This is a genomic window from Hyphomicrobium sp. 802, assembly GCF_000526135.1.
Classification (GTDB): domain Bacteria; phylum Pseudomonadota; class Alphaproteobacteria; order Rhizobiales; family Hyphomicrobiaceae; genus Hyphomicrobium_B.
In genome coordinates this window covers 267,290-293,399 of the sequence record NZ_JAFM01000001.1, presented here as the reverse complement: position 1 = coordinate 293,399, position 26,110 = coordinate 267,290, and the positions used below count along the sequence as shown (strand labels likewise).

Annotated in this window: 26 protein-coding genes; 14 read left to right on the top strand and 12 right to left on the bottom strand. The window is 60.5% G+C overall.

Going from position 1 to position 26,110, the window contains the following annotated elements:
* Positions 1 to 7: 7 nt before the first annotated feature.
* Both HYP802_RS0101440 and leuB read left to right on the top strand, forming a co-directional pair.
* Positions 8 to 601 (top strand): DUF4337 domain-containing protein, encoded by a 594-nt coding sequence (locus HYP802_RS0101440; protein WP_013950232.1) that lies wholly within the window; start codon positions 8 to 10, stop codon positions 599 to 601.
* Positions 602 to 761: 160 nt separating this feature from the next.
* Positions 762 to 1,877, top strand: coding sequence for a 3-isopropylmalate dehydrogenase (gene leuB / locus HYP802_RS0101435; protein WP_013950231.1), 1,116 nt, complete (start codon positions 762 to 764; stop codon positions 1,875 to 1,877).
* A 94-nt stretch (positions 1,878 to 1,971) separates the two neighbouring features.
* Here the strand turns inward: leuB and HYP802_RS0101430 are convergent, their stop codons facing one another.
* A complete protein-coding gene (locus tag HYP802_RS0101430; RefSeq protein WP_013950230.1) occupies positions 1,972 to 2,424 on the bottom strand; it encodes a hypothetical protein in 453 nt (150 codons plus the stop codon).
* Between the two features lie 123 nt (positions 2,425 to 2,547).
* Between HYP802_RS0101430 and HYP802_RS0101425 the strand changes: the two genes are divergently transcribed.
* The gene (locus tag HYP802_RS0101425; RefSeq protein WP_013950228.1) at positions 2,548 to 3,012 is read left to right on the top strand and encodes a DUF4174 domain-containing protein; all 465 of its coding nucleotides are present in this window, start codon (positions 2,548 to 2,550) and stop codon (positions 3,010 to 3,012) included.
* 138 nt (positions 3,013 to 3,150) lie between these two features.
* The gene (locus HYP802_RS0101420; protein ID WP_013950227.1) at positions 3,151 to 4,182 is read left to right on the top strand and encodes an aspartate-semialdehyde dehydrogenase; all 1,032 of its coding nucleotides are present in this window, start codon (positions 3,151 to 3,153) and stop codon (positions 4,180 to 4,182) included.
* A 39-nt stretch (positions 4,183 to 4,221) separates the two neighbouring features.
* Here the strand turns inward: HYP802_RS0101420 and HYP802_RS0101415 are convergent, their stop codons facing one another.
* From HYP802_RS0101415 to dapF, 6 genes are all read right to left on the bottom strand, one after another.
* The gene (locus HYP802_RS0101415) at positions 4,222 to 4,596 is read right to left on the bottom strand and encodes a MarR family winged helix-turn-helix transcriptional regulator (protein WP_245261435.1); all 375 of its coding nucleotides are present in this window, start codon (positions 4,594 to 4,596) and stop codon (positions 4,222 to 4,224) included.
* Positions 4,597 to 4,886: 290 nt separating this feature from the next.
* Entirely contained in the window at positions 4,887 to 5,510 is a 624-nt protein-coding gene (locus HYP802_RS0101410) for a septation protein A (RefSeq protein WP_024275003.1), read from the bottom strand.
* 11 nt (positions 5,511 to 5,521) lie between these two features.
* Positions 5,522 to 6,184: a septation protein IspZ gene (locus HYP802_RS0101405; protein ID WP_024275002.1), complete on the bottom strand. Its 663-nt coding sequence runs from the start codon at positions 6,182 to 6,184 to the stop codon at positions 5,522 to 5,524.
* Between the two features lie 24 nt (positions 6,185 to 6,208).
* On the bottom strand, positions 6,209 to 7,318 hold the full coding sequence (gene ftsY / locus HYP802_RS0101400; RefSeq protein ID WP_035575892.1) for a signal recognition particle-docking protein FtsY: 1,110 nt from the start codon (positions 7,316 to 7,318) through the stop codon (positions 6,209 to 6,211).
* Positions 7,315 to 8,577, bottom strand: coding sequence for a tRNA (N(6)-L-threonylcarbamoyladenosine(37)-C(2))-methylthiotransferase MtaB (gene mtaB / locus HYP802_RS0101395; protein ID WP_024275000.1), 1,263 nt, complete (start codon positions 8,575 to 8,577; stop codon positions 7,315 to 7,317). The genes ftsY and mtaB overlap by 4 nt, the downstream gene beginning before the upstream one ends.
* Positions 8,578 to 8,633: 56 nt before the next feature.
* The gene (dapF, locus tag HYP802_RS0101390) at positions 8,634 to 9,503 is read right to left on the bottom strand and encodes a diaminopimelate epimerase (protein ID WP_024274999.1); all 870 of its coding nucleotides are present in this window, start codon (positions 9,501 to 9,503) and stop codon (positions 8,634 to 8,636) included.
* Between the two features lie 506 nt (positions 9,504 to 10,009).
* On the opposite strand from dapF, the gene HYP802_RS0101380 reads away from it, so the two are divergent.
* Positions 10,010 to 10,573, top strand: coding sequence for an acyloxyacyl hydrolase (locus HYP802_RS0101380; RefSeq protein WP_024274997.1), 564 nt, complete (start codon positions 10,010 to 10,012; stop codon positions 10,571 to 10,573).
* A gap of 24 nt (positions 10,574 to 10,597) precedes the next feature.
* On the opposite strand, the gene HYP802_RS0101375 is transcribed toward HYP802_RS0101380, so the two are convergent.
* On the bottom strand, positions 10,598 to 11,884 hold the full coding sequence (locus HYP802_RS0101375) for a DUF2130 domain-containing protein (RefSeq protein ID WP_024274996.1): 1,287 nt from the start codon (positions 11,882 to 11,884) through the stop codon (positions 10,598 to 10,600).
* A 497-nt stretch (positions 11,885 to 12,381) separates the two neighbouring features.
* On the opposite strand from HYP802_RS0101375, the gene ffh reads away from it, so the two are divergent.
* The 4 genes from ffh to rimM all read left to right on the top strand — a co-directional run bounded on the left by ffh (position 12,382) and on the right by rimM (position 15,496).
* Positions 12,382 to 13,980: a signal recognition particle protein gene (gene ffh / locus HYP802_RS0101365; RefSeq protein WP_024274995.1), complete on the top strand. Its 1,599-nt coding sequence runs from the start codon at positions 12,382 to 12,384 to the stop codon at positions 13,978 to 13,980.
* Positions 13,981 to 14,025: 45 nt separating this feature from the next.
* Positions 14,026 to 14,400 (top strand): 30S ribosomal protein S16, encoded by a 375-nt coding sequence (gene rpsP / locus HYP802_RS0101360; protein WP_013950217.1) that lies wholly within the window; start codon positions 14,026 to 14,028, stop codon positions 14,398 to 14,400.
* A gap of 271 nt (positions 14,401 to 14,671) precedes the next feature.
* Positions 14,672 to 14,893, top strand: a complete 222-nt coding sequence (locus tag HYP802_RS23440) for a hypothetical protein (RefSeq protein WP_155831096.1) — start codon at positions 14,672 to 14,674, stop codon at positions 14,891 to 14,893.
* Between the two features lie 24 nt (positions 14,894 to 14,917).
* On the top strand, positions 14,918 to 15,496 hold the full coding sequence (gene rimM / locus HYP802_RS0101350; protein ID WP_024274993.1) for a ribosome maturation factor RimM: 579 nt from the start codon (positions 14,918 to 14,920) through the stop codon (positions 15,494 to 15,496).
* On the opposite strand, the gene HYP802_RS0101345 is transcribed toward rimM, so the two are convergent.
* Positions 15,493 to 16,725, bottom strand: coding sequence for an FAD-dependent monooxygenase (locus HYP802_RS0101345; protein ID WP_024274992.1), 1,233 nt, complete (start codon positions 16,723 to 16,725; stop codon positions 15,493 to 15,495). The genes rimM and HYP802_RS0101345 overlap by 4 nt on opposite strands.
* A 114-nt stretch (positions 16,726 to 16,839) precedes the next feature.
* Here HYP802_RS0101345 and tesB point away from each other — a divergent pair, with 114 nt between their 5' ends.
* The 3 genes from tesB to HYP802_RS0101330 all read left to right on the top strand — a co-directional run bounded on the left by tesB (position 16,840) and on the right by HYP802_RS0101330 (position 19,818).
* Positions 16,840 to 17,733 (top strand): acyl-CoA thioesterase II, encoded by an 894-nt coding sequence (gene tesB / locus HYP802_RS0101340; protein WP_013950213.1) that lies wholly within the window; start codon positions 16,840 to 16,842, stop codon positions 17,731 to 17,733.
* Between the two features lie 219 nt (positions 17,734 to 17,952).
* Positions 17,953 to 18,291, top strand: a complete 339-nt coding sequence (locus HYP802_RS0101335; protein WP_013950212.1) for a P-II family nitrogen regulator — start codon at positions 17,953 to 17,955, stop codon at positions 18,289 to 18,291.
* 48 nt (positions 18,292 to 18,339) lie between these two features.
* Positions 18,340 to 19,818 (top strand): ammonium transporter, encoded by a 1,479-nt coding sequence (locus HYP802_RS0101330; RefSeq protein ID WP_013950211.1) that lies wholly within the window; start codon positions 18,340 to 18,342, stop codon positions 19,816 to 19,818.
* Between the two features lie 82 nt (positions 19,819 to 19,900).
* Here the strand turns inward: HYP802_RS0101330 and HYP802_RS0101325 are convergent, their stop codons facing one another.
* On the bottom strand, positions 19,901 to 20,479 hold the full coding sequence (locus HYP802_RS0101325; protein WP_013950210.1) for a L,D-transpeptidase family protein: 579 nt from the start codon (positions 20,477 to 20,479) through the stop codon (positions 19,901 to 19,903).
* 121 nt (positions 20,480 to 20,600) lie between these two features.
* On the opposite strand from HYP802_RS0101325, the gene HYP802_RS0101320 reads away from it, so the two are divergent.
* Both HYP802_RS0101320 and HYP802_RS0101315 read left to right on the top strand, forming a co-directional pair.
* The gene (locus HYP802_RS0101320; RefSeq protein WP_013950209.1) at positions 20,601 to 21,287 is read left to right on the top strand and encodes a response regulator transcription factor; all 687 of its coding nucleotides are present in this window, start codon (positions 20,601 to 20,603) and stop codon (positions 21,285 to 21,287) included.
* Positions 21,288 to 21,525: 238 nt separating this feature from the next.
* Positions 21,526 to 22,050, top strand: coding sequence for a cyclic nucleotide-binding domain-containing protein (locus HYP802_RS0101315; protein ID WP_013950208.1), 525 nt, complete (start codon positions 21,526 to 21,528; stop codon positions 22,048 to 22,050).
* Between the two features lie 353 nt (positions 22,051 to 22,403).
* Here the strand turns inward: HYP802_RS0101315 and HYP802_RS0101310 are convergent, their stop codons facing one another.
* Both HYP802_RS0101310 and HYP802_RS0101305 read right to left on the bottom strand, forming a co-directional pair.
* Positions 22,404 to 23,147 carry an outer membrane lipoprotein carrier protein LolA gene (locus tag HYP802_RS0101310; protein WP_013950207.1) on the bottom strand — a complete coding sequence of 248 codons (744 nt, stop codon included), beginning with the start codon at positions 23,145 to 23,147 and terminating at the stop codon, positions 22,404 to 22,406.
* A 232-nt stretch (positions 23,148 to 23,379) separates the two neighbouring features.
* A complete protein-coding gene (locus tag HYP802_RS0101305) occupies positions 23,380 to 26,100 on the bottom strand; it encodes a DNA translocase FtsK (protein ID WP_013950206.1) in 2,721 nt (906 codons plus the stop codon).
* Positions 26,101 to 26,110 lie beyond the last annotated feature (10 nt).

The following is a 26,110-nucleotide window of genomic DNA, read 5'->3' as shown; positions in this document are numbered from 1 at the left end:
ACTTCACATGGCGTTGGAAGAACTTGCGGTTGATCGCGAGAACATGAAGTCGCGCGACAAGCTCATTGGCGTCTACGTCGGCATTCTCGCCGTCGTCCTTGCGATTTGCAGCCTCGGAGGCAGCAACGCCGAGCAGGACGCGCTTCAGGAAAATATCGCAGCCTCCAACACCTGGGCCTTTTTCCAGGCGAAGAACGCGCGACGGCAGGCGCTCCGCCTTCACGCCGAAGAATATGAGGCGATGCTGAAAATGTCGCCGACCATGCCGGACGATGCGAAGAAATTCATCGAAATGAAAATCGCCGACTACAAGGCGCAGGACAAGCTGCTGACCACCGACCCCAAGAGCGGCGAAGGCCTCGACGAACTCTTCACAACGGGTAAGGGCCTCGAAGCGATCCGCGACGAAGCGCTGAAGAAAGACCCCTATTTCGATTTTGCCCAGGCGCTTCTGCAGATCGCGATCGTGCTGGCGTCCGTCGCTCTGATCTCGGGCGGCAACATGCTGCTCTTCGTCAGCTTCGCGATGGGCATTGTCGGTGCCGTGCTGACCTTCGGTGGCTTCACGCTCGCCTTCCCGCTGCCCGCATTCATGTCCTAAGCGGCCGCGGCCCCCGCCTAGCTGGGGCGCCCTATCGGTTGCACAGCACTCTCTGCGCCAAAGTGCCGTTTTTCGCCGCCGGGTGCTTGCCCGGCGACGGTGCAAACGCTAGCACTCCCCAACCGAATTCCCTCCTCCCTTGGCTAAGGACCGTTAACCGATGACGACGCACACCCTCCTGCTCCTTCCCGGCGACGGCATTGGCGTCGAAACCATTGCAGAGGTCGAGCGGCTCATCGCGTTTTTCAATGCCAAGAGCAACGCCGTCCATTTCGATATCGAGCGCGATCTCGTCGGCGGCGCAGCCTATGACGCGCACGGCGTCGCCATCACCGAGGAAGCGATGGCGAAGGCCAAGAAGGCCGACGCCGTGATCTTCGGCGCTGTCGGCGGCCCGAAGTGGGCGAACGTTCCCTACCAGCATCGCCCGGAAGCCGGCCTGCTCCGCCTGCGCAAGGATCTCGACCTCTTCGCCAACTTGCGTCCTGCGATCTGCTACCCCGCACTGGCCGATGCCTCGAGCTTGAAGCGCGAGCTGGTCGAAGGCCTCGACATCATGATCGTGCGTGAGCTGACGGGCGGCGTCTACTTCGGCGAGCCGAAGGAAATCGTCACGCTTGAGAACGGCGAGAAGCGCGCTGTCGACACGCAGGTTTACACGACGCACGAAATCGAACGCATCACCAAGGTCGCCTTCGACCTCGCCAAGAAGCGCCGCAACCTCGTCCACTCGGCCGAGAAGCACAACGTCATGCGCACGGGTGTGCTGTGGAAAGAGGTCACGACCGAGGTTCACAAGTCCTATGCGCCGGACGTGAAGCTTGAGCACATCCTCGCCGACAACTGCGCGATGCAGCTGATCCGCAATCCGAAGCAGTTCGACGTCATCGTCACCGACAACCTGTTCGGCGACGTCTTGTCGGACGAAGCTTCGATGGCGGCAGGTTCGCTCGGCATGCTGCCGTCAGCATCGCTCGGCGCTCCCGACGCAACGACGGGACGCCGCAAAGCGCTTTACGAGCCGGTGCACGGTTCGGCTCCTGACATCGCCGGCAAAGGCCTCGCCAATCCGATCGCGACGATCGCATCGTTCGCCATGGCGCTGCGCTATTCCTTCGATCTCGGCGCCGAAGCCGACCTCGTCGAGAAAGCGATCTCGAAGGTTCTCGATAAGGGCCTGCGCACCGGCGACATCATGCAGCCCGGCATGACCAAAGTCGGCACGACGGAGATGGGCCAGGCCATCGAAACCGAACTCAAAGCTTTGGCGGCATAAACAAACTTACGTCCGCGCTTGGCGGCTGGCTCGACGAAGGAGAGTCGCCAAGCGCCAGGAAAATTACGGCCGGCTTCGCGGAGCGAAGTCGCAATCAAACAGCTGGCTCGTCGCGGCAAGCGCTGGCTTGCCCTTGGATCGCCCCACGTGCCGTCCAGCGCGGCTTGCCGTCTTCCGACCGCGGAACCGTCGCTTCCGTCCGTGAGACAAAATAGAACTCGTAGCAGTTCGTATCGACGCGCATCACGCGATAGCACCCGCCCGTCTCGTCATAATCGTAGATCGTGCAGAGTGAGCCCTGCGTGATCGACCAATGGCCGCCGAGCGTCATCCCGTGCTCGACGTAATGCAGCCGCCCGTCGCTGCCGTAATGCTCGGTGAACGGCTTGCCGTTGGCATAGCGGCCATCGATGGTCGCATTTGAAAACCGTTGCAGCTCGGCATCAGAAAGCCACGCGCTGATAGCGAACGCCGACGTCATGGTCATCGGCGCGCAGACGCCAAATAGTCCAAAAACCAAGGCCGCCAACGGCTTTAACGTCTTCACCGCGCTCTTCTCCGCCCCGAGAATTCAACAGAAAACAAGTTGGTCATGGAATTATGACATTCACATGCTCCGGCAAATTCCCTCAGATGAATACGACGTGGGCTGATTCTCTGGGGACGGCGCATGCGAATATTCAAGAAATTTCCATTTATTCTTTTGTCTTTGTTTGGTTACGCAGTTCTTAATCCGGCTCTGGTGAACATCTTCGACGCGGCAATCGCTCCGCCCGCCAGCGCGAGTGAGTCGAGCAGACTTCGCCACTCATTGCTGATCTTCGCTCCGGACATGCTCAGCAAGGCTCTTGCCAAACAGCTCGCTGCTTTCGACAACAAACAAGACGACCTCGAAGTTCGCGAGATCTCTCTTGTTTATGTTGTGGGCAAAACAGCGTCGGCCCAGCTTGGGTCTTACGTCGTGGCACCTGCCGTGAGACTGCGGGCCCACTACCAAGTTGGCGCCGATGAATTTCGAACCATCCTTACGGATGAGCACGGCGGGGTCGAATTGGTTTCCGATGTCCCGATCACCGCCGAGCAGCTCTTCGAGACGACCGACGCGGTGCCCGTCACGCACGAGGCGCAACGCTGATTTGAGGCCGCGACGACAACGGTCTTGACAGTCCTTGAAACTCCGGCGCGGGCCGCGTATGTGAACGGCCAGCAAACGGGCGTTGCGTCGTCGCTGACGTTCAACGCAAAACACATAGATTTCAAGGACATAACCGTCATGGGCTATAAGGTCGCCATTGTCGGCGCAACCGGCAACGTAGGCCGCGAGATGCTGAATGTGCTCGCCGACCGGAAGTTTCCGATCAGTGAGCTTTACGCCTTGGCCTCCCGCCGTTCGATCGGCACGGAGGTTTCCTTCGGCGATTCCGTCATCAAATGCCGCGACCTTGAAACGTTCGACTTCTCCGGCGTCGACTTCTGCCTGATGTCCGCGGGCTCGACCGTCTCGAAGGAATGGTCGCCGCGTATCGGCGCTCAGGGCGCGATCGTCATCGATAACTCATCGTGCTGGCGCTATGACCAGGACGTGCCGCTGATCGTCCCGGAAGTGAACGCTGACGCCATCCGTGGATTCACGAAGAAGAACATCATCGCCAATCCGAACTGCTCGACGGCTCAGCTCGTCGTCGCTCTGAAGCCGCTGCATGACGCGGCAACGATCAAGCGCGTCATCGTCTCGACCTATCAATCGGTCTCGGGCGCGGGCAAGGACGCCATGGACGAGCTTTGGCAGCAGACCAAGGGCAAGTACGTTCCGGGTCAAGAAGTCGACCCGAAGAAGTTCCCGAAGCAGATCGCGTTCAACTGCATTCCTCACATCGACGTCTTCATGGAAGACGGCTACACGAAAGAGGAATGGAAGATGCTGGCCGAAACCAAGAAGATCTTGGATCCCAAGATCAAGCTGACGGCGACGTGCGTGCGCGTGCCGGTGTTCGTCGGCCACTCCGAAGCCGTCAACATCGAGTTCGAAAAGCCGATCAGCCCCGAAGAAGCCCGCGATATCCTGCGCGCGTCTCCCGGCATCATGGTCATCGATAAGCGCGAGCCGGGCGGCTATATCACGCCTGTCGAAGCCGCCGGTGAATACGCGACCTTCGTCTCCCGCATCCGCGAGGACGCGACCGTCGAGAACGGCCTGACGATGTGGATCGTCTCAGACAACCTGCTGAAGGGTGCGGCTCTCAATGCCGTGCAGATCGCCGAGGCGATCGTCAACCAGCGCCTGCTGCCGAAAAAGGCAGCGTAGAACGCAGCTTTCAGCTGATGAAATGGCAACGCCGGCAAATCACTTGCCGGCGTTTTCCTTTTCTTTGAGCTTGTTGAGCGTCTGCACGATGGCGTTGAGATCCTGCAGAAAGCGGTCGCGCTGCTGTGCCGGAAGGCTCGACAGAATGCGCTCATCGACCCGGCGCGCCATCGGATCATGCGTCTTCAAGATCCGCGCGCCTTCTTCCGTCAGCTTGACGGCGTAGGCCCTGGCGTCATCCCGCGTCCGGCGCCGCTGCAGCAGGCCCTTCTTGAGCATGCGTCGAACGACATCCGCGAGCGTCGAGCGATCAATGCCCGTCAACTCCACGAGATGCGTCTGGCTCAGGCCCTCGTTCTGCGCAACGGTCAGCAGAATCGCATACTGCCGAGGGGTGAGCTCGTCATTGCCCAATTCGGTTTGAAAGATTTCGGACGCACATTGTCCGGCTCGGTGTAGCAGATGCAAAGGCGATCGCTCGAGGCGACTGCTTGCGGAGTCTCGTCCCATTCCATGCCCCACACGTTTCACCCCACCGGTCCACGCATCAGCCCCCGACCGGCAAGCAAAACTAACTCAACTTAGTTCATAGTTCCTGACAAGAAACACAAGCCGGGGCACTCCGTCTAGCAAAAATACAATCGTCGTTCGAGAAATCGAAAAGTTTTCTGGATGGCGAAACAGCGCGCAGGATGCGCGGGCAATTAAATGTCGTCGGACGAAAGTGCGCCGGTATTTGGCGTCGTATCTTCGTATCTTTTTAGGACACCGATTTGCGCTAACGCGAACACGAACGTTAGCGGCATGATACCGAACACTTTGAACGTCACCCACGTGTCGGTCGAGAAGAGCCGCCACATCACTTCATTTAGAACCGCCAGTACAACGAAGAAAAGCGCCCAGCGGATCGTTAAAATGCGCCAGCCTTCACGCGTGAGACGCATGACGTCGCCGAATACGATTTTCAGGAACAGCCGGTCGAACAGCAACCCGCCGGCCAGAATAGCGGCGAACAAACCATTCACGATCGTCGGCTTCATTTTGATAAAATGATCATCTTGCAGATAAAGCGTCAGGCCACCGAACACGAGCACGAAGACGCCCGTCACGAGCGGCATCGTTGCGATCCGGCCGAGAAACACTCGCGACGCCACGAGCGCAACGACGGTGGCGACCATAAAAGCCGCCGTGCCCTCGAAAATGCCGTAGTGGCTGTTGACGAAGAAGAACACAAGCAGCGGACCAAGTTCGACGATGAACTTGATGAGCTGCTTGCGGTCGAACTGCGGACCGTCGCTCGTCTCTGAAACTTTGTTCTGTTCCGACATTGTCTCAGGCCTCACTCGTGCGCAGGATCGGGCAAGCGGTACTTCTGCATCAGCCGCGTCAGGATCCATGCGTAAACGCCAGAGACCGGCAACACAATCGCGACTTTGAACAAAATCCAGACGTTCACGCCGCTCATCTCGTGACCCAGGATCTTGTAAAAGTGATCCTCCACGTAGACCCGGCGGACATATTCGTTCGCAATTGCCGTCAAAAAGAAGAAGAGAGCGAAGCTCCACGTGAACTTGTTCCAACCTTCGTCCGTGTAGCGGAACGTCTTCTCGAAGACGTACTGAAAGAAATTGTGCTTAACGAACAAGCCGCCGATCAGAAATACGGCGAACAACGCGTTGAAGATCGTAACTTTGATCTGAACCCACATCGGATCGCCCGTCACGAGCGTCAGCATCCCGAACGCCACCGTCACGCTCGACGCGATTAACGGAAAGATCGGCGGCCGGTGAAACATGTAGAACATCACGCCGATCGCCATCAGGGTCGTGATGATCAAAGCCCAGGTGCCTGCTTCGATGCCGAGCGCCGCGTTGACAATGAACATCGTCACGAGCGGACCGAATTCGCTCATGATGTTGATGGTCTGCTCGGCATTGAACGGAAACCAGCTTTTACGCGCCGGCGGAACAGAAGCATTCCGAATGTTTACGTCTTGCGTCATCTCGTGATCCGTTCCCCCGAGGCTTCAAGTTCCGGCAATGGCGTTAGCGAAATCTTGCGCAGAAAACGGCTGCAGGTCATCGGCGCTTTCGCCAACACCGATGGCGTGGACGGGCAGGCCGAACTTCGCCGCGATCGCAACCAGGATGCCGCCGCGCGCCGTGCCGTCGAGTTTCGTCATGACCAATCCTGTCACTCCGGCGCGATCTCGAAAGACCTCGACTTGTTGCAGGGCATTCTGACCGGTCGTCGCATCGAGCACGAGCACGACGTCATGTGGCGCGCTCGGGTCGATCTTTTTCAGAACGCGTGTAACTTTTTCGAGCTCTTCCATCAACACTTGCTTGTTTTGCAGGCGACCGGCGGTATCGAGCAAAAGCACATCCGCACCTGATGCTTGCGCCTGTTTTAAGGCGTCGAACGCCAAGCCTGAGGAATCCCCGCCAACTTCGCGCGCGACAACGGGACACCCTGTACGTTCGCCCCAGACCTTCAGCTGGTCGATCGCCGCAGCACGAAACGTATCGCCCGCTGCGAGCAGAACCGATTTTCCCTCAGCCCTGAATTTGGTCGCGAGCTTGCCGATCGTGGTCGTCTTGCCGGTGCCGTTGACGCCCACCATCATGATCACGTGCGGCTTTCGCGACGGATCGATGACAAGCGGCTTCGCAACCGGCGCCAGAACGCGCTCGACCTCGGCCGACAGCACGCTGCGAACCTCTTCGGCTGAAATGCCTTTTTCAAACCGGCCCTTCCCGATGGCCGCCGTAATGCGGCTCGTCGTCTCCAGACCGAGATCGGATTGGATCAAAAGGTCTTCAAGATCATCCAGCGTCTCGGCATCGAGTTTGCGCTTGGAAAAGAGATCGGTGATCCCGGTCGTCAGCTTCGACGACGTCTTGCCGAGCCCCGATTTGAGCCGTTGAAACCAGCTCTGCTTGACGGGCTCTGCTTTGGGCGCAGGAGCCACGGGTACGGGAACCGTCGTAGGGACTTCGGCAATCGGCGGTTTATCGTCCGAGACGGCGATGCTCGCTTCGTCTGTTGCTTCCTTTTCCGGCGCACCAGGCGCAGCAGCGCCGCCCTTGAAGAACCGCCCGAACAGACCTTTGCCTTTTTCCTTTGGCTCGCTCACGCGCACGCCTCGCCGATCAGATGCTGCGCATCGGCGCCCTTGATTTCCGTCCGAATGACTGCACCAGCGCCAAACGGCGTCTCTCCGTGAAGCAGCACTTCGGCGAATTGCGGCGTGCGTCCCTTGCCGTCACTTTCGACGAGCACATCGACGACACGGCCGCGTTGCGATTGAAGATACGAAGCGAGCACGTTTGTTCCTTTTTCACGCAGCCTTGCCGCGCGCTCCTTGATGATGGTGCCATTGACTTGCGGCATGCGGGCGGCCGGCGTGCCGCGCCGCGCCGAGAATGGAAAGACGTGCAGGTACGTCAGACCGCACTCATCGACGATACGATAGGAATTCTCGAACATCTGATCGGTTTCCGTCGGAAAGCCTGCAATCAGATCGGCCCCGAACACGATATCGGGACGCAGAGCGCGCGCCTTTTCGCAAAACGCAATTGCATCAGACCGCAAATGCCGCCGCTTCATGCGCTTCAACGTCAGATCATCGCCTGCCTGCAAAGACAAATGCAGATGCGGCATCAGACGTTCCTCGTCGCGTAATGCGATCATCAGATCGTCGTCGGCTTCGACCTGATCGATCGACGACAGCCGCAAGCGCGCCAACTCCGGCACATGCTTCAGCACCTGCCGAACGAGTTTGCCGAGCGTCGCAGAACCCGGCAGATCGCGGCCGTATGACGTGATGTCGACGCCGGTCAGCACGATCTCGGCGTAGCCCTTCTCGACAAGCCTGCGCACCTGCGTCACGACTTCGCCCGCCGCGACCGATCGCGACGGCCCACGGCCGAAAGGGATGATGCAGAACGTGCAGCGATGATCGCAGCCGTTCTGAATTTGCACATAGGCCCGCGTGCGCGAACCGAAACCATCGATCATGTGCAGCGCCGTATCACGCACGCTCATGATGTCGTTGACCTGCACGCGTTCGCCGTCCGCAATCGACAGCCCGGCGAACGTCTCTGCCTGCATCTTCTCGGCGTTGCCGACAACATGATCGACTTCTGGCATGTCGGCGAAACGTTCAGGCTCGATTTGCGCCGCGCATCCCGTCACGATGATCCGCGCATTGGGCTTCTCACGCCGCAGCCTGCGAACCGTTTGCGCCGCCTGACGCACCGCTTCGCCCGTCACCGCGCACGTATTGACGATAATCGCGTTATCGAGACCTGCCTCGCGCGCGTGACGGCGCATCACTTCGGACTCATACGTGTTGAGCCGGCAGCCGAGCGTGATCACCTGAGGTTCGGACATGAGCGCAGTGACTTCTTTCTTAAAATCGCTCGTTAAGCGGTCTCCGGCCAGCGCGATCAGACCGACACTTTGGTCAGCTTGGAAAAGTCGATGACGCCCTCGTACTCGAATTCGACCGGGCCCGTCATGAAGATATGATTATTCTCGGCCCATTCGATTTCGAGTGTGCCGCCCGGCAGCGTGACCGCGACCTTGCGCCCCGTGAGCTTCTTGCGCGCCGCGCAGACCGCCGACGCACACGCGGCCGACCCACACGCGAGCGTTAGGCCCGCGCCGCGTTCCCACGTCCTGAGAAGAAGCGAGGCGTCTGACGTCACCTGTGCAATCGAGATGTTCGCGCGCTCCGGAAAGATCGGATGGCTCTCAAGCAGCGGACCGAACCGGCCGAGGTCGTAGGCCTCGACATCGTCGACCCAGAAGATCGCATGCGGATTGCCGACATTGACGACGGACGGCGAATGCAGGACCGGTTCGTCGATCGGTCCGACCTGAAGTTCGATGGCGCGTGTATCGCGAAACTCTTCCGCCAGTGGAATGTCCTGCCAGCCGAACTTGGGTTCCCCCATATCGACCGTGATAGACGCCTGATTTCTGACGACGGTGCCAAGCACGCCGGCGCGCGTCTCGACCAGGAACCGCTCCCGCGAACCGCCTTCCGACAGAAACCAGCCGACACAGCGCATGCCGTTACCGCAGGCGCCTGCCTCCGAGCCATCCGCGTTGTAGATCCGCACGAACGATTCCGTGCCGGTCGTCCGCGGCGCGTGCAAAACCATCATCTGGTCGAACCGGGATTTCCGGTCGGCCGCGACCGCCGCCACTTCCTCCGCGGTGAACGTCTTGGCGCTATTGCGCAAATCGACGACGACGATCTCGTTGCCGAGGCCGTTCATCTTGAGAAAGGGAAGGGTCGTTGCCGTGTTCATCGGGCCTATATGGCGAGAAGCGGGAAAAATGACAATTCCGAACGCACTCAGAACGGTCCGACGCACCCAGGCAGGGCTCGGGAATTTCCCGCATTATCCTCTGGACGGAACAATATTTCTTGAGCAACCGTTTAGATCGCCGAAAACGCCTGACCGCACGCCGGTGGGCGGCGATTTATCCTCTCAGAGACCTTGATGTCGCATTCCGCCTACAGTTCGCTGCTTTTCCGGGTCGCTTTTGCCCGCGCCCGGCCCTGCTATTGCTATGGCTGCATCTGCCTGGCCCCGGACGAGCGAGCCTATCAGCGCCGCGTCTTCCGATTGGCTCGCAACTGGACAAAGGCGCTGAAGCGCTCCAGCCGCCCCGCGAACTAGGCCGATCGGCCGATGTGACGGTCCCGCCAGCCCGGCGGGATTTCCTTGGCATTGCCTTGCCGGAGGGGGGAAATCGGCGCACACGTTGCTGTCTTGAGGAGCCAAGTCGAAGGCCGGGGGCAGCTTTCCGAATGAAGAGTTTCGTGCGCACCGCGGCAGCGTCCGGCATCGCGGCTCTGCTCGGGCTTATCGCCGTCAGCACCGGTGCCGCTGCCGACGACATGCTCTATGCCCTGAAGATCGGCGCGCTGGCCCACGACGTGCCAGACCTCTGGAGTGGCTTCCAGGTCGAAAAGAACGCGGTCGACATCAACATCGAAGCCCAGTTCAATGCCGCCTGGGCGCTGCCGTGGGGCGCCATTCGCCCGGTGATCGGCGGCTCGATCAACACCCGCGGCCAGACCAGCGACGGTTATATCGACGCCCGCTGGCAGGGCGACTGCCCATCGGGACTGTTCTTCGGCCTGGGATTGGGCGCCGCATTTCACGATGGCGAAATCGGCGGCGCAGGCTCCGATCCGGATCGCAAATGGCTGGGCTCCCGCGTGCTGTTCCACATCCCGATGGAAGTTGGCTACCACCTCGACGAGCACAACGACATCTCGGTCTATTTCGAGCACATGTCGAACGCCTACACCGAGAAATACAACGAAGGCATGGACCGCATCGGCGTGCGCTACGGCTATCGGTTCTAGCAGCGCAGAGAGGCTCGCTCCCGGCTAGGCCGCTTCTGACTCGTCGTCGCCCTTCCCATCTTCCAGCATCGGAAGTTCGAAACCTTCGATCTCTTTCAGCGCCTTGCCCGCGATGCCTTGAAGGTCGCCGTACATGCCCGCCGTTGCCGCGAGCACACCATCGATCTGCGCCTGCCGCTTCGCCCACAGCTTGGTCATGGCTTTGCGCTCTTTATCGAGATCGCTTTGCATTTCGTCGAATTTTTCGACGATCGCCTCAACGCGGTGACGAAACTGCGGTCCCGTTAGGTAGTCGTAGACGAGCGCCATTTTGCTTTGCTGGCCCTCTCCGACCACACGCGCCGTTGCCACGTCGATCAGCAGTTGCCGCAGCACGATCGCGATCGGAACGGCGCATTTGAAGTCGGCAACCCACACACCGTCGACGAGATCGAACGTATGCACGCCCTTCGGCAACGCGGTCGAGACGATCACAGCGAATTCCGCCTTTGCCCGCCGCTGATCCTCACGCAGCTTCGCAATCCAGCCGTCTTGCCAGTTCTTAGTCCGCTTCATCTCCCACAGGACCGTGCCACACGCCGCACCCGAGGCGCCGACAACGCGCTGCACGAGATCGCCACCAAACTCGCCCTTCGGCACGGGTTCGATCCCATCAAGCGGAAACCTCGCACGCAGCAAATTCTCAAGCTCAAGTTCGAGTACTTCGCCCTGCAATTGCTGCGAGCCCTGTTCAGCCTTGCGCTTCAGCTCTTCGATCTTGTTCTGCATCGACGCGATGATCTGATCTTTTTCCGAGACGCGGAGCTTCAGCGCCTCTTCGGCTTCGAGCTTTGCTTTCGCCCGCTCGCTCTCAAGACCGGCGCTGATGCCTTTCTGGACGTTCAAGTCCATCTCGCGCTTGGCGTCGTCCAATTCGCGCACTTTCTTCTGGAACTCCGCCTGCGCCTTCTGCGCTTCGGCGAGCTTCTGATCGCGCTCCTTCAGCACGTTCTGAAGTTCGGCAAGAGCATTGGCCTTTTCTTCGAGATCGGCCGCGGCGCGCTGCTTCGCCTTCTGCGCTTCTTCGCTGACGATGCGTTGGCGCTCGACCACGAGCTTTTCAGCGACCATCGCATCGAGCGACGCGCGCGCCTTTTCGAGTTCGCCAGCCTTCTCTTGCATGGCCGCTTCGCGGGCGGCGATCTCGCGATCCTTTTTTGCCGCCGCCGCCTCGAATTGGCGGCGGGTATCGGCGATCAGTGGCGCGGCAAGCGATTCCGTCAGCGCAATCTCATGATCGCAGTTCGGGCAGGTAATGGTCAGATCGGTCAACGCGAGCTTCCTTCCAAACGAGGCGATAGCCGAGCCCCACAATAGGCCGCCGTTCTTGTCTTGTATACGTTACTTTCTGATATTGTTCTTTTGACGCCAGGATTTAGCGTTACTCGACCGCTATCACCGCCATCCAACCTGACTCGCGCTTCAAAAATGAGGGGATTGGCGCGAGAAGGGCGACTTCGCTGGGGATGAGCGCCACGTTGACTTCCGCGCCCGTTTCCCGCATACCCTCGCCCATTCCGACGGCCTCTATTCAAGAAGCCGCCGCCCTGCACATGGCCTTTTTCGCGAAAGCGTCCGGGAGGCAGGGGGGTTAACATCCGGCAGCGCGTTGCGCCCCCGGGTGCGTTTGTGCTTTGCGCTGCCGATCCTATCTCTTCGTCATACCGGCGAAGACCGGGATCCAGACAAATCCAACCCGACGCAAGTTTGAATGGGCCCCGGCCTGTGCCGGGGTCACGTAACGATTAGGGCAATTTCCGGCGGCTCGAATGTTTCAATCGCTCACAGAACGCCTCTCGGGCGTCCTCGATAAGCTCACCCGCCGCGGCGCTCTGACCGAGAACGACGTCGTCGAAGCGATGCGCGAAGTTCGCCGGGCGCTGCTCGAAGCCGACGTCGCGCTCGATGTCGTCAAGGATTTCACCGAGAAGGTCAAAGCCAAGGCCGTCGGCGCCGAAGTGCTGCGCTCGGTCACGCCCGGCCAGATGGTCGTCAAGATCGTCAACGATGAGCTGGTTGCTACGCTCGGCTCGAACGCCGAACCGATCGACCTGCACGCCGCCCCGCCGATCGGCATCCTGATGGTCGGCCTCCAGGGCTCGGGCAAGACGACGACGACCGCCAAGATCGCCTATCGCCTGACCAACCGCGACCGCAAGAAAGTGCTGATGGCGTCGCTCGACACGCGCCGCCCGGCAGCCCAGGAACAGCTTCGGGTGTTGGGTGAGCAGACGGGTGTTGCGACGCTGCCGATCATCGCCGGCCAGACGCCGCTGCAGATCGCGCGCCGCGCCGAAGATGCCGCCAAGCTCGGCGGCTATGACGTCATCATCTACGACACCGCCGGCCGCGTGACGGTCGACGAAGAGCTGATGGACGAAGCCCGAGACGTCAAAGCCGCGATCCATCCGCATGAAGTCCTGCTCGTCGCCGACGCGCTGACCGGCCAGGACGCCGTCAATACCGCTAAGGCCTTCGATGGCCACATCGGCATCACCGGCATCGTCCTGACGCGTGCCGACGGCGACGGCCGCGGCGGCGCTGCACTCTCCATGCGTGCCGTCACCGGCAAGCCGATCAAGCTTATCGGCGTCGGCGAAAAGTGGGACGCGCTCGAAGACTTCCACCCCGGCCGCATTGCCTCGCGCATTCTCGGCATGGGCGACGTCGTCTCGCTGGTCGAGAAGGCCGCACAAACGATCGACGTCGAGAAGGCGACGAAGATCGCCGAGAAGATGAAGAAGGGGTCGTTCGACCTCGAAGACCTCTCCGATCAGCTCGCCCAGATGCAGAAACTCGGCGGCATGGGCGGCGTGCTTGGCATGCTCCCGGGCGTCGCCAAGATCAAAGGCCAGATCAACGAAGCTGGCCTCGACAAAAGCCTCGTGCACCAGCGCGCCATCATCTCGTCGATGACGCCGAAGGAACGGCGCAACCCCAAAATTCTCGACGCCAAGCGCAAGCGCCGCATCGCGGCGGGTTCGGGCACGAAGCCTGAAGACATCAACAAGCTCATCAAAATGCACCGCCAGATGGCAGACATGATGAAGAGCATGGGCCGCAACGGCGGCCTGATGAACAAGTTCCTCGGCCGCACCGGTGCCGGTCCTTCCGAAGCCGAATTGCAGTCGATGCAGGCCGAGCTCGCAAAGCTCGATCCCAAGGCGCTGGAACAGTTGCCCGCGGAATTGAAAGAACAGATCGCCAGGGGCACGGCTCCTGCGTCGGGCTCTGGCGGTGGAATGCCGGGTCTGCCACCGGGACTTGGCCGCGGCCTTCCCGGCCTCGGTGGCGGACTTCCCAAAGGTCTTCCGGGTCTCGGCGGTGGAATGCCGAAATTCCCTGGGATCCCCGGAAAGAAAAGATAACCCCCATCCAAGAACACATTTCGATTTGATCAGGAGAAGAAGAAAATGTCGGTGAAAATTCGTTTGTCGCGCGGTGGCGCGAAGAAGCGTCCTTACTACTACGTCGTCGTCGCCCACGGCACGAGCCCGCGCGACGGCCGCTACATCGAGCAGATCGGCACGTTCGATCCGATGCTCAAGAAAGACGACCCGAACCGCGTGAAGCTCGTTGAAGAGCGCGTGAAGCACTGGCTCGGCGTCGGCGCTCAGCCGACCGACCGCGTCCTCCGCCTGCTCGACGCCAACGGCTTCGCCAAGCGCGACGCGCGCAACAACCCTGAAAAAGCCAAGCCGAAGAAGAAGGCCCAGGAGCGCGCCGCTGCTGCTGCCGAGAAAGCGGCTCAAGCCGCCGAGGCTGCTGCTCAAGGCGAGCAGGCTTAAGAGACTGCGCCCGAACAAACAAACAGGCCTCCCGAATAGGCTTCGGGGGGCCTTTTTGTTGCAGATCTGACTGGCCCGACTTTTGGACCGCCTCCGACTTTCCATCGTTAATTCGTGGGGAGGTCCGAAATTGAACCAGATAACGCGCGTCAATGGTCTGTTTGAGGTGATCCGGACCAAACCGAGCCCGCTCTCGGCCCCGGCCAGCCGACTCATTTTGGTATGTCGCGGCGGCCGGCTGTTTGGCGCCGATTCTGAGGGTCGCGTCTGTATGGGACGTCTCCTGCCCCAACGCGTCCATCACATGCGCCTGTCGGCCATTCGCGGCACCTACGAAATCCCCTTGCGGCGTATCCGTACCCGCAATCCGAGCATTCGCGTCCCGATCTTTGGCGATGTCGATCCGTTCGCCCGCTCCCAGAACACGACGATCAGCGTCGGCGGCAAAACGATCGACATTGAGATTACCTATCTCGGCCCCTTGCCCCCGTGATCGTTGCACGCCATCAAGAGCCCCATGACAGCATCAGGAAAACCATCGCCCGACCGCCGCATCCTCGTTGGTGAGATTACCGGCGCCCACGGCATCCGCGGCGACGTTCTAGTCCGCAGCTATACCGAGACTCCGGACGCCATCGCCGCCTACGGCCCATTGACCGACGCAAGCGGCAAGAAAAGCTATTCGCTCTGCGTCGTCCGCGTCACGAGCAAGGGCATCGTCGCGCGTGTTGCGGGGGTTGAGGATCGCAACGGCGCCGAACCGCTGCGCGGCACAAAGCTCTACATCGAACGCAGCAAGCTTCCGGCGACGGGCGAAACCGAGTTCTATCACGCCGACCTCATCGGCCTGCGCGCAGTCGCAGCCGACGGCAGCGCGCTTGGAAAGATCGTCTCCGTGCAGAATTTCGGCGCCGGCGACCTTCTCGAATTGAAGCCGCTCGAAGGCGAGACGGAATTCATTCCCTTCGAAGATCGCTGGGTGCCGAGCGTCGATCTCGACGCTGGCATGCTCATCATCAATCGCCCCGCCGTCACAGTCGACGACGACAGCGATGAAGACGACGGATCATCCGCAGAGGATGAGGCCGACGCCTAGACGGCAACGCCGCGCGCGAGTTTCGGCAAATCACCGGTGACGCCCGCAGCCTCAGCGATGATCAACTCTTTCAAGCTGGGAATGCGGTCGAGCACGCCGAGCGCAGCACCACGGCCCGCACGCAGAACCATGCTGTCGATCGCAAATGCCCGATTGATCCCGTCATAGAGCGTCGCCGACATCGCCGAGTCGAACCGGCGCCAGCGCTGATAGCGCTCAAGATGCGTACCGCTGCCGAAGTCGAGCCCGATGCGTCCAGCATCGACTAGAATTTCAATCATCGCCGCCGCATCGCGAAGCGCGAGGTTGACGCCTTGCCCAGCAACCGGATGCACACCATGCGCAGCGTCCCCGACCAAAGCGAAGCGTGGCGCAATCAAGCGGCGCGGCAAACGCAAATCGAGCGGCCACGATTGCCGCGGTCCGTCGAGCGAAATCGTGCCGAACCGGCCACCGATCCGACGATCGAGCTCAGCCAGAAAGCTGTCATCGTCGAGCGCGATCATGCGCGCCGCTTCGTCTTTGTCGGCGCTCCACGTGATGCACGCCCGATTTCCCGGAAGCGGCAAAATCGCAAACGGACCGCCGGGTAGAAAATGCTGGATCGCGACGCCGCCATGCGGCTCGCTGAACTTCACCCGCGCGACGATGCCCGTCTGCGCGTAGGGCCATCCGATGGTCTTGATGCCGACAGCTTCGCGAAGCTTCGACTGCCGCCCATCGGCTGCAATCGTCAGCGCCGCGCTGACGACGGTGCCATCGCGCAAAGTGAGTTCGCTGGCCGTCTCGCCCCACTGCGCGCTTTCGATCTCGGCTGGCGCGAACCACGTCACCGCTGGATCGTCCGCGACGGATCGATAGAGCGCGGTGGCGAGCACCGATGCCGGAACGATATAGGCGGCTGGCGATCCGTCGTCCGTCCGCGCGTCATAGGTAACGAGCGCAGGCCGGAAAGCATCGTCAAGCCGCGAATCTGAAATTTCGATCGCAGTCACGGTCTCCGCGGCATCGCGAATGCCATCCCAAGCTCCGAGGCTCTCCAGGACCTTCTGTGCGCCGGCCCAGATCGCAAAGCCTCGGCTATCGTCGGCGTGCTCGGTTGCCGGAACAGCCCTGTCGATGATCGCCAGCCGGATATCGGGTCCAAACGCCTGCGCCAAGCCGCGCGCAACCGCCAGTCCCGCAAAACTGCCGCCGACAATCGCGACATCGAAGTTCAATTTTGGCATCTGTCGACCGTCACCCGTAGCTGTAGTGATTTGCTTTGCCCGGACGCGAGGGCAGCCTAAAAGGTCCCCGTCGCCGCGCCAGCAACCCTGCCATTATAACCCCGAAAGTCCGCCATGACAGCTTCGCCCCAGGCGCATCAGGCCCTCCAAAAGCTCCTCCGAACTCTGACCCTGGAGCCATTGGAGGACAACCTGTTCCGCGGCCATCGCGCCAGCGAAGGCTGGCAACGCGTTTATGGCGGCCTTGTCCTTGGCCAGGCAGTGGTTGCTGCGGCGTTAACCGTCGACGAGAGCCGGGCGATCCATTCGCTTCACGGTTACTTTCTGCTGGCGGGCGATCCGGAACGGGAAATCGTTTACGACGTTGAGCGCGTCCGCGACGGTGGCAGCTTCACGACGCGGCGCGTTCGCGCCATTCAGCATGGACGCACCATCTTCGTGATGAGCGCTTCGTTCCACAAGCCGGAGCCTGGTTACGAGCACCAGTCCGAAATGCCGGACGTCCCGCCGCCCGAAGCGCTGCCAAGCGTCCGCGAGCTTTTCGACGCCACTACCGACATTCCGGACGGCATGCGGGCCTACTGGCAGCGCGAACGCCCGATTGACGTCCGTATTATTGATGCATCCCGCTACATGAGCCGCGAACCGCGGCCGCCCCGCCAGTCCATCTGGCTTAAGTCCAATGGACCGCTGGGCGACAACCCTTACATTCACCAAGCGCTTCTGGCCTACGCTTCGGACTTCACGCTGCTCGACACCGCCCTCGTGGCACACGGCAAGCTGTTGTTCGATGCCGACATCCAGTTAGCGAGCCTCGACCACGCCATGTGGTTCCACAGGCCTTTCCGGGCCGACGACTGGCTGCTCTATACTCAGGACAGCCCCAGTGCCTCCGCCGCCCGCGCCTATTGCCGGGGCTCCGTCTTCGATCGGAACGGCCGGTTGGTCGCATCGACCGTTCAGGAAGGCCTGATGCGCCCCAGAGAAACCGCATTTGTGCCCAAATAGCGGGCAAAAACCTCAAATTGCCCAATTTTCATGCTTATTTTGCAGGCTAGTGCCGCATAAATTTCGTTCATTCGTAAACTTTCCGTTGTCTAATCAATGTGTTGAGCACGCGTCCGTCAATTGGCACGCGTCTTGACTCCTTTCACGCCAAGTCTTCGTCCCGGCGTGGGGGCGGAGGCTATTTTGTCGAGCACCGGTTCAATTAAAAAAGGGGGCCTTATGAAGCTCATAACTGCGGTCATCAAGCCTTTCAAACTCGAGGAGGTTCGCTCCGCGCTGACCGATCTCGGTCTTCAGGGCATGACTGTCACGGAAGTCAAAGGCTACGGCCGTCAGAAGGGCCATACGGAAATCTACCGCGGCGCCGAATACGCCGTGAGCTTTTTGCCCAAGATCAAGATCGAAGTCGTCGTTCCGGGAGCACAGGTCGACAAGGCGCTTGCCGCGATCCAGCGCGCAGCAAAGACGGGACAGATCGGCGACGGCAAAATCTTCGTGTCTCCGATCGAGCACACGGTTCGCATCCGCACCGGCGAATCGGACGATGACGCGCTCTAAAGCTCACAAAATTTCCGCTTTTCATAAGTCAATCAGGGAGCACTCAACATGGAGTTTAGAAAGTTAGCGCGATACGCAGGGGTCGTGGGGGCCCTCGGCGCGATTGCGCTTATGGCCGGACCGGCCATGGCACAAACGCCGCCCGCGCCGGTACCGAACAAGGCCGACACGACATTTATGTACATCGCCTCGGTTCTCGTTCTTCTCATGACCGTTCCGGGTCTCGCACTGTTCTATGGCGGTCTCGTTCGCACGAAGAACATGCTGTCGATGTTTATGCAGGTCTTCGCGACGCTCTGCCTCGTCGGCATCATCTGGGTTCTCTACGGCTACTCGATGGCCTTCACGAACGGCGGTGCGCTGAACGACTTTGTGGGCGGCTTCTCGAAAGCATTCCTCAAAGGCGTAGATTACAACTCCGTCGCAGCGACGTTCTCCAACGGCGTCTACATTCCTGAATACGTCTACATCGTCTTCCAGATGACGTTCGCGTGCATCACGCCAGGCCTCATCCTCGGCGCCGTCGCCGAGCGACTGAAGTTCTCAGCAATGTTGGTGTTCATGGCGCTCTGGGTCACGTTCATCTACTTCCCGATCGCGCATATGGTCTGGTACTGGGGTGGTCCCGACGCGTTCGGCAACGCTGCTAAGGCTCTCGCCGCGGCGACGGGAGACGGCAAGGCTGCCGCTCAGGCTGCTTATGACGCTGTCATGGCCGATGCCGGCATCTCCTTCAAATGGGGTGCACTCGACTTCGCTGGCGGCACCGTCGTTCACATCAACGCCGGTATCGCGGGCCTCGTCGGCGCGCTCATTCTGGGACCGCGTCTCGGCTACGGCAAAGAAGCGATGCCTCCGCACTCGCTGGTGAACTGCATGATCGGCGCCGCCCTTCTGTGGGTGGGCTGGTTCGGCTTCAACGTCGGTTCTGGCCTCGAAGCCAGCGCCTTCGCTGGCGTCCCCTTCATCAACACCTTCATCGCGACCTGCGCTGCAGCGCTGTCGTGGATGATCGTCGAATGGATCGTGAAGGGTAAGCCGTCGGCTCTCGGCCTCGCGTCGGGTGTCGTTGCCGGCCTCGTCGCCATCACCCCGGCTTGCGGTTTCGCCGGTGTCATGGGCTCGATCGTGCTTGGCCTCGTCGTCAGCCCGATCTGCTTCTTCTTCTGCTCGGCGATCAAGAGCGCTCTCGGCTACGACGATAGCCTTGACGTCTTCGGTGTCCACTGCGTCGGCGGCATCGTCGGTGCGCTTGGCACCGGCCTGCTGGTCAACCCGGATTGGGGTGGCGCCGGCATCGCCGACTACACGTCGAAGCCGGGCGAGATGGTTGCGGGCACCTACGACATGGCCGCCCAGATGATCGCCCAGGCGAAGGCCGTCGGCATGACGCTTCTCTGGAGCGGCATCGGCTCGGCAATTCTCTTCAAGCTGGTGGACATCGTCATCGGTCTCCGTCCGTCGGAAGAGAAAGAGCGCGAAGGCCTCGACATCACCGACCACGGCGAAAGCGCCTACCACTACTAAGACGAATTTCTCCTGGCCTGCGATCGGCGGGCCAGGAGATCTCCTTTCATCTCCCGAGCACGCGTCTCCACCTAGACGTGCTCTACTTAAGCCCGACGCCTCGTGCTGTCGGGCTTTTTTTATCGCAAGATCCGATGACGATCTCACTTCGCAGTGGCAGCGACGCCAACAGCCGACGCAGATCGCGCGCACGCAATGCGATGCAGCCTTCGGTCGGCTCGAAATTCCCGCGCGCGACATGCATGAAAATGGCGCTGCCTCGATTGCGCACGCGCGGCACATCGTTATAGCCGAGCACGACAACGACCTCGTACAGCCCGTCCGCACGCCACAGATGTTCAGCGCTTGCGCGATAGGGCAGCCGCACCGGACGATTGTAATTGCGATCCCGCGGACTGTCGCACCAGCCGTCGTCGCGGCGAATTCTGCCTAACCGGAAAGTCGACCTTGGCCGTGCGGCATCCGGCCGATAAAGAACGAAGCGCACAGGCAACCGCCCTCGCGGCGTTGCACCATCTCCCTCGCGTTTCATGGCCGTGATGCCCGATCGGCCGAGCGCGCAAGCAAAACGCAATACACCAAACGCGACATGACCGCGCTGCGCCGCCTGAGATAGAACCCTGACGTAGACCTGCGCCACGGGCGTCCGGGGCGGGTTCATCGACCGCTTATTCAAGGAACCGCCATTCCGCTTGCCTGTTTGCCCCGAGACCCTATGTTGCCAACGCGCACGATGCTAGAGTTCCACGCCAAAAGAAGGCAAGAAACCGGAGCCCACGTCCATGAGCACGGCCCGAAAGGTCCTCCTCGTCGACGACGATGAAGATTTGCGTACGTCGTTGAAAGATCAGCTCGTCCTCCATGATGAATTTGAAGTCTCCGAAGCGGGCACCGCTGCCAAGGGCATGGAAGCCGCAAAAACCGGCCGCTTCGACTTGGTGGTGTTCGATGTCGGCCTGCCCGATATGGACGGCCGCGAAGCGGTGAAGCTTCTGCGCAAATCGGGTTTCAAGACGCCGATCGTCATGCTGACCGGCAACACGTCCGACGCCGATCAGATCCTTGGTCTCGATGCCGGGGCGAATGATTATGTTTTAAAGCCGTTCAAGTTTGCCGTTCTTCTTGCGCGCATCCGTGCGCAACTGCGGCAGCACGAGCAAAGCGAAGACGCTGTCTTCGCGATCGGCAACTACACCTTCAAGCCCGCATCGAAGCTGCTGGTCGACGAAGCCGGAAGCAAGATCCGTCTCACCGAGAAAGAGACATCGATTCTCAAGTATCTGTATCGCTCCGGCGACAAGGTCGTCTCTCGCGATGTTCTGCTGCACGAAGTCTGGGGCTACAACGCCGGCGTCACCACCCACACGCTCGAAACGCACATTTATCGTCTGCGGCAGAAAATCGAAAAAGACCCATCGAACGCCGAACTTCTCATCACGGAGAGCGGCGGCTACAAACTCGCGCCCTGAGTTGCCGGAACAATCGATTGCTGGGTCACAGCCGCCAGGCCAATCGCCAAGTTTTCACGTGAATCTTCTGACGGTGAAAGTTGTTCAACTGCGTCCACAGCAGCTTTCATGCGCGCGGGTCGGATAAGTTCCGCGACGGACATCGAGTCGGATAGTTAATCTGCGTTCGCTTCTGTTGTGGTGAGATCGCAAGCGAATAGGTGCATTCGTGCGTATCGCATCAATGGAGTTCGCAACGATGGCAATCAATGCCCTCGTCAAACCTCTTCTTGCCCAGCCGCTTTTCCGCGGACTGTCGCCGTCCCAATTGACGGAAATCGTTCGTTGCGCCGAGCGCATCATCTATCGCTCGGGCGACGCGCTTATTGCCGAGCATCAGCCGAGCGATGCTTCGATCCTCGTCATTTCGGGAACGTGCCTGCGCATCGACGATAACGGCGATCCATCGCAAAAATCGCGCGGCGAGGTTGTACCCGAAGGCTCCATAATCGCCGAGCTCGCGATGCTCATCGAAATCGAGCACGTTACGACGATCATCGCACAAGGGCCTGTGAAAGCACTGCGTCTTCCGCGCCAAAAAATTCTCGCACTGATGCAAGACGACCCATCACTCGCGCAACATTTCAGCGCGTGCATCACATCGCGACTAAAACTGTTGGCGAATGATTTGAAAGCTATTGATACCAGCGCAGATGACGCTACGATCCCCCCGCTGCTTCAACCGCAGAGCGCCGATCAGGCCGCCGCGGCACAGGCTGGCTAGTTAAGCGGAGCGCCAAACCACACACGACATGTGTTGTGGTCTTCTTCGGAATTCAGGGGGCCAGAAACGAGGGCGCCCAGTTCCGGGGGGAGGAACTGGGCGCTATGCGCTTGTCGCGCTCGGCACCGGGAGGGAAGCCGGTACCAGAGGCGGCGTCTTCGGCTAGACGGGGGGCACTACCGAATACAGGGTGACGCCACCTGCATGCTTGAGAGTTAAGCGCAAGCTGGAGAAATTCAATAGTACCCGCGCAGGAACTTCACGAAAATGTGAAGAGATACCCAAACTTATCCACAGGATGGGTATTGCGTCGCGTCAAAAGCGCAACACGCTGATTTGCCGGCGAATTCCCCTTATGGCATCGCGCTTTTGGGCCAAAGTGATTGAATTTTAAACAAATTTCCGTCTAGGTCGTCGGTTTTGACGAGCTGCGAAAGCTGGATTCGGGTGTCCTGCCCCTGGGCGTCAGTGGTCACCCACTCTTTCAGTTCCATGGCCGGCTTGGTCGCCAGAAAGAGCTTAATGCGGCCCGGAGAATTGGGGTCTTTATCTTCCAGCGTGAGCACGATCAGGTCGGCGGACTGCTGGACTTCCAGAATTTTCGCATCCCGCAGCAGATTGACGTCCTTGCGCAGAAGCAGCCTGAACGGCGTCTGATCGAGCGAAACGCGATCCTCGTTATTGAGGTCGAGGTCTTGAATGGCGAGGTTCTGTCCGTCGGAAACGATGATCTGCCGCGACGGCAAGGCGTAGTCGAAACGGAAGCGGCCAGGACGCTTGACGAAGAACTTACCCTTCATCCGCTTATTGTCGGCATCCGTCTGAATGAACGTGCCTTTGAGATCCTGCAAAGATTCAAAATACGCGCTGACATCGTCGACGATCTTCGTCTGACGCGCATCGAGCGTAATACCTTGATCAGGGTTCGGTGCGACTTCGCTGGACCAACCATTGACCGCAGGCTTGGTCACCGGCGGATTGACGATCGTATTCGTCGGACCGTCCGGATCTTGCGCCGTGGCAACGCCAGAAAACGCGACCGTAAACGCCGTCGCGACGGCTGCTCCACGCAGAAAATGCCTCATGATTTGTCCCATTCGTGGCCCCCCACAGCCCCGATGCCCCTGAGTCGGGGCCCTGTACGCACAGTATCGTTTCAACAAAGATTGCGTCCAGAACTAGGCGAGAGGCGTTCCAGCCCTGATTTTGGGTAGAACCAATCGAACATCGGAGGCAAGCAAGCGCAGTATCGCGCCCCCGAGTTATCCTCAGTTGTTAGCCTCAGTTTCGCTGTTGTTCGTGCTGATCTGAGAGCGTCGAAATACGCAATCAGGCGGCGTCGGCGCTGCCACCGCGCGACATCAGAATTTCGCGCTTGCCGACCGAGTTCGCAGCCGAGATCAATCCTTCACGTTCCATGCGCTCGATGAGATCGGCGGCGCGGTTGTAGCCGATCGACAGGCGACGCTGGATATAGCTCGTAGAAGCCTTTCCATCCCGAAGCACGATAGCGACGGCGCGATCGTAAAGGTCGTCATCGCTCGCCTCGCGAATCCCGGTCGCGACGTCCGACGGCGGCGGCGTCTCCGTAATACCGTCGACATATTTCGGCGCGCCCTCCTGCCGGAGCGCATCGGCGAACGCCACAACTTCTTCATCCGACACGAACGCGCCATGCACACGCACAAGCTGGCCGGCGCCTGTCGAATAGAGCATGTCGCCCTGACCGAGCAATTGTTCGGCGCCCTGCTCGTTCAGGATCGTGCGGCTGTCGATCTTCGACGTAACCTTGAACGAGATGCGGGTCGGGAAGTTCGCCTTGATCGTGCCGGTGATGATGTCGACCGACGGACGCTGCGTCGCCATGATGAGATGAATCCCGGCCGCACGCGCCATCTGTGCAAGACGCTGCACCGAAGCTTCGACCTCGCGGCCCGCAACGATCATCAGGTCCGCGAATTCATCGACGATGATCACGATCCGCGGCAACGGCTCAAGATCCATCTGCTGCGTTTCAAAGCGCGCCGCACCGGTCTTGTCGAAGCCGGTCTGCACCGTGCGCGACAGCATCTCGCCGCGCTTCTTGGCATTGCGCACGCGATTATTGAAGACGTCGATGTTGCGAACGGAAAGCGCGGCCATGCGCTTGTAGCGTTCTTCCATTTCGCGCACGGCCCAGTTGAGCGCGGAAACCGCCTTATGCGGGTCTGTGATCACGGGCGTCAAAAGATGCGGAATGTCGTTATAGACCGACAGCTCCAGCATCTTGGGGTCGATCATCAGCATGCGGCAATCTTCAGGCGAATGCCGGTAGAGCAGCGACAGCACCATGGCGTTAATGCCGACCGACTTGCCGGAGCCGGTCGTACCGGCGACGAGCAGATGCGGCATGCGCGCCAGATCCGCGACGACCGGATCGCCGCCGATCGACTTGCCCAGACCAAGCGGTAATCCGCTCGCTTCCGATTTGAACGCGTCGGCTTCGAGAATTTCGCGCAACAGCACCGTTTCGCGCCGGGCATTCGGCAATTCGAGGCCGATGGCATTCCGCCCCGGAACGACAGCCGCACGCACGCTTGCAACGCTCATCGAGCGCGCGATGTCTTCCGCGAGTCCGATAACGCGCGATGACTTCGTGCCGCGCGCAGGCTCCAATTCGTACAGCGTCACCACCGGACCTGGCCGGATATCCTTGACCTCGCCCTTGACGCCGAAATCGGCCAGCACGTCTTCGAGCAATCGCGCATTGCCGCGCATCACCGTCTGCGACAGCTCGGGACGCGGCTTCTGCGCGCTCGGACGCTTGAGCATGTTGAGCGACGGCCGCTTCCAAACGGGATTGGCGCGCGTCCGCGCAATTCCTGACAACAGCGCATTGGTGACCGCGGGCTTTGCAGCCTGCGCTTTGGCTTGTGCCTTGGCCAAGACCTTCGGCAGCGGCGGAGGCGGCGGGATCGAATGATCTAAAACCTCTTCGACGACAGATTCACCACGCGCCAATGCAGCGGTTGCCGAAGCCGGCGCAAAGCGTTGCGCGATCGCCCGGCTTGAATCTTCCGTCGTATCGTCGAACGCCAATCCGCGATCTGCGAACTCGCTGGCATGGGTGAACTCATCATCGTGATAGTCAGGGTCCGCGTGGTCATCGAAGCCTTGAACGCCACGACGATCCTCACGATCGTGCAATTCCGTTAGCAACTCCGAAGGCCGCGCGACATCTGCCGGACGCTGCCTTGCGAGACGCTCCGGATTAAGGTCGAGCGTCGGCGTCGCGTCGCCCGCAAAGGCATCGAGCGAGCGATAGGAGTGCGTATCCGTTACAGCTGCAGCAGGCGCGCGCCGGAACCAACCTTTGCGCACGCGCTCCGCGCCACCCGCCAGCGTCGAGCTGACGGCGGCCACATCCTCGAGCCGTTTCTTGCTCGACGCATAACGAAGGCCCGAACCGAGCGAGCGCAGGAACGACTTGGTGACAGTCTCGACTTCAAAGCCGATAGCCTTGCCGCAGGTATGTGCAGCCGCTGCCAGCAGCACGACACCGGCAGCAACCGGCGCGCGTTCTTCGTTGAGCATCGCGAACAGCTTCAACGCTAATTGATAAACGCCATCGCCCACCAGGCCGCCGTAGCCGTGGCGCAGCGGCCAGCCGCCCAAAACGGGAAGCGCCGAGATCGCGCCGGTCAGTGCCACGATGGACAGCGGATAAAAACCGAGCTTGACGCGCCCGTCCTTCACGCGCTCGGAACGGAGCATGTCGATGCCCCAGACGACCGGCGCGATCAGCGCCAGGACCGCACCGAAGCCGAGCATCTGGAACAGAAGATCTGAAACGATTGCGCCGACGCGGCCCGCATAGTTCTGCGCAGGCGCCGTCGTCGTGTGCGTCAGGCTCGGATCAAGCGCTGACCACGAAACGAGGCTCGTCCAGATGAGCAGCGTCAGGCCGAGCAGGATCAACCCGCCAAAACGGCCCAGCCAACTCAACAGACGGTCCTCGACTGACTGCGGCAACAGCCGCTGAGGATCGATTCCTCGCGTATCCAGCGACATCTCGGCGAAC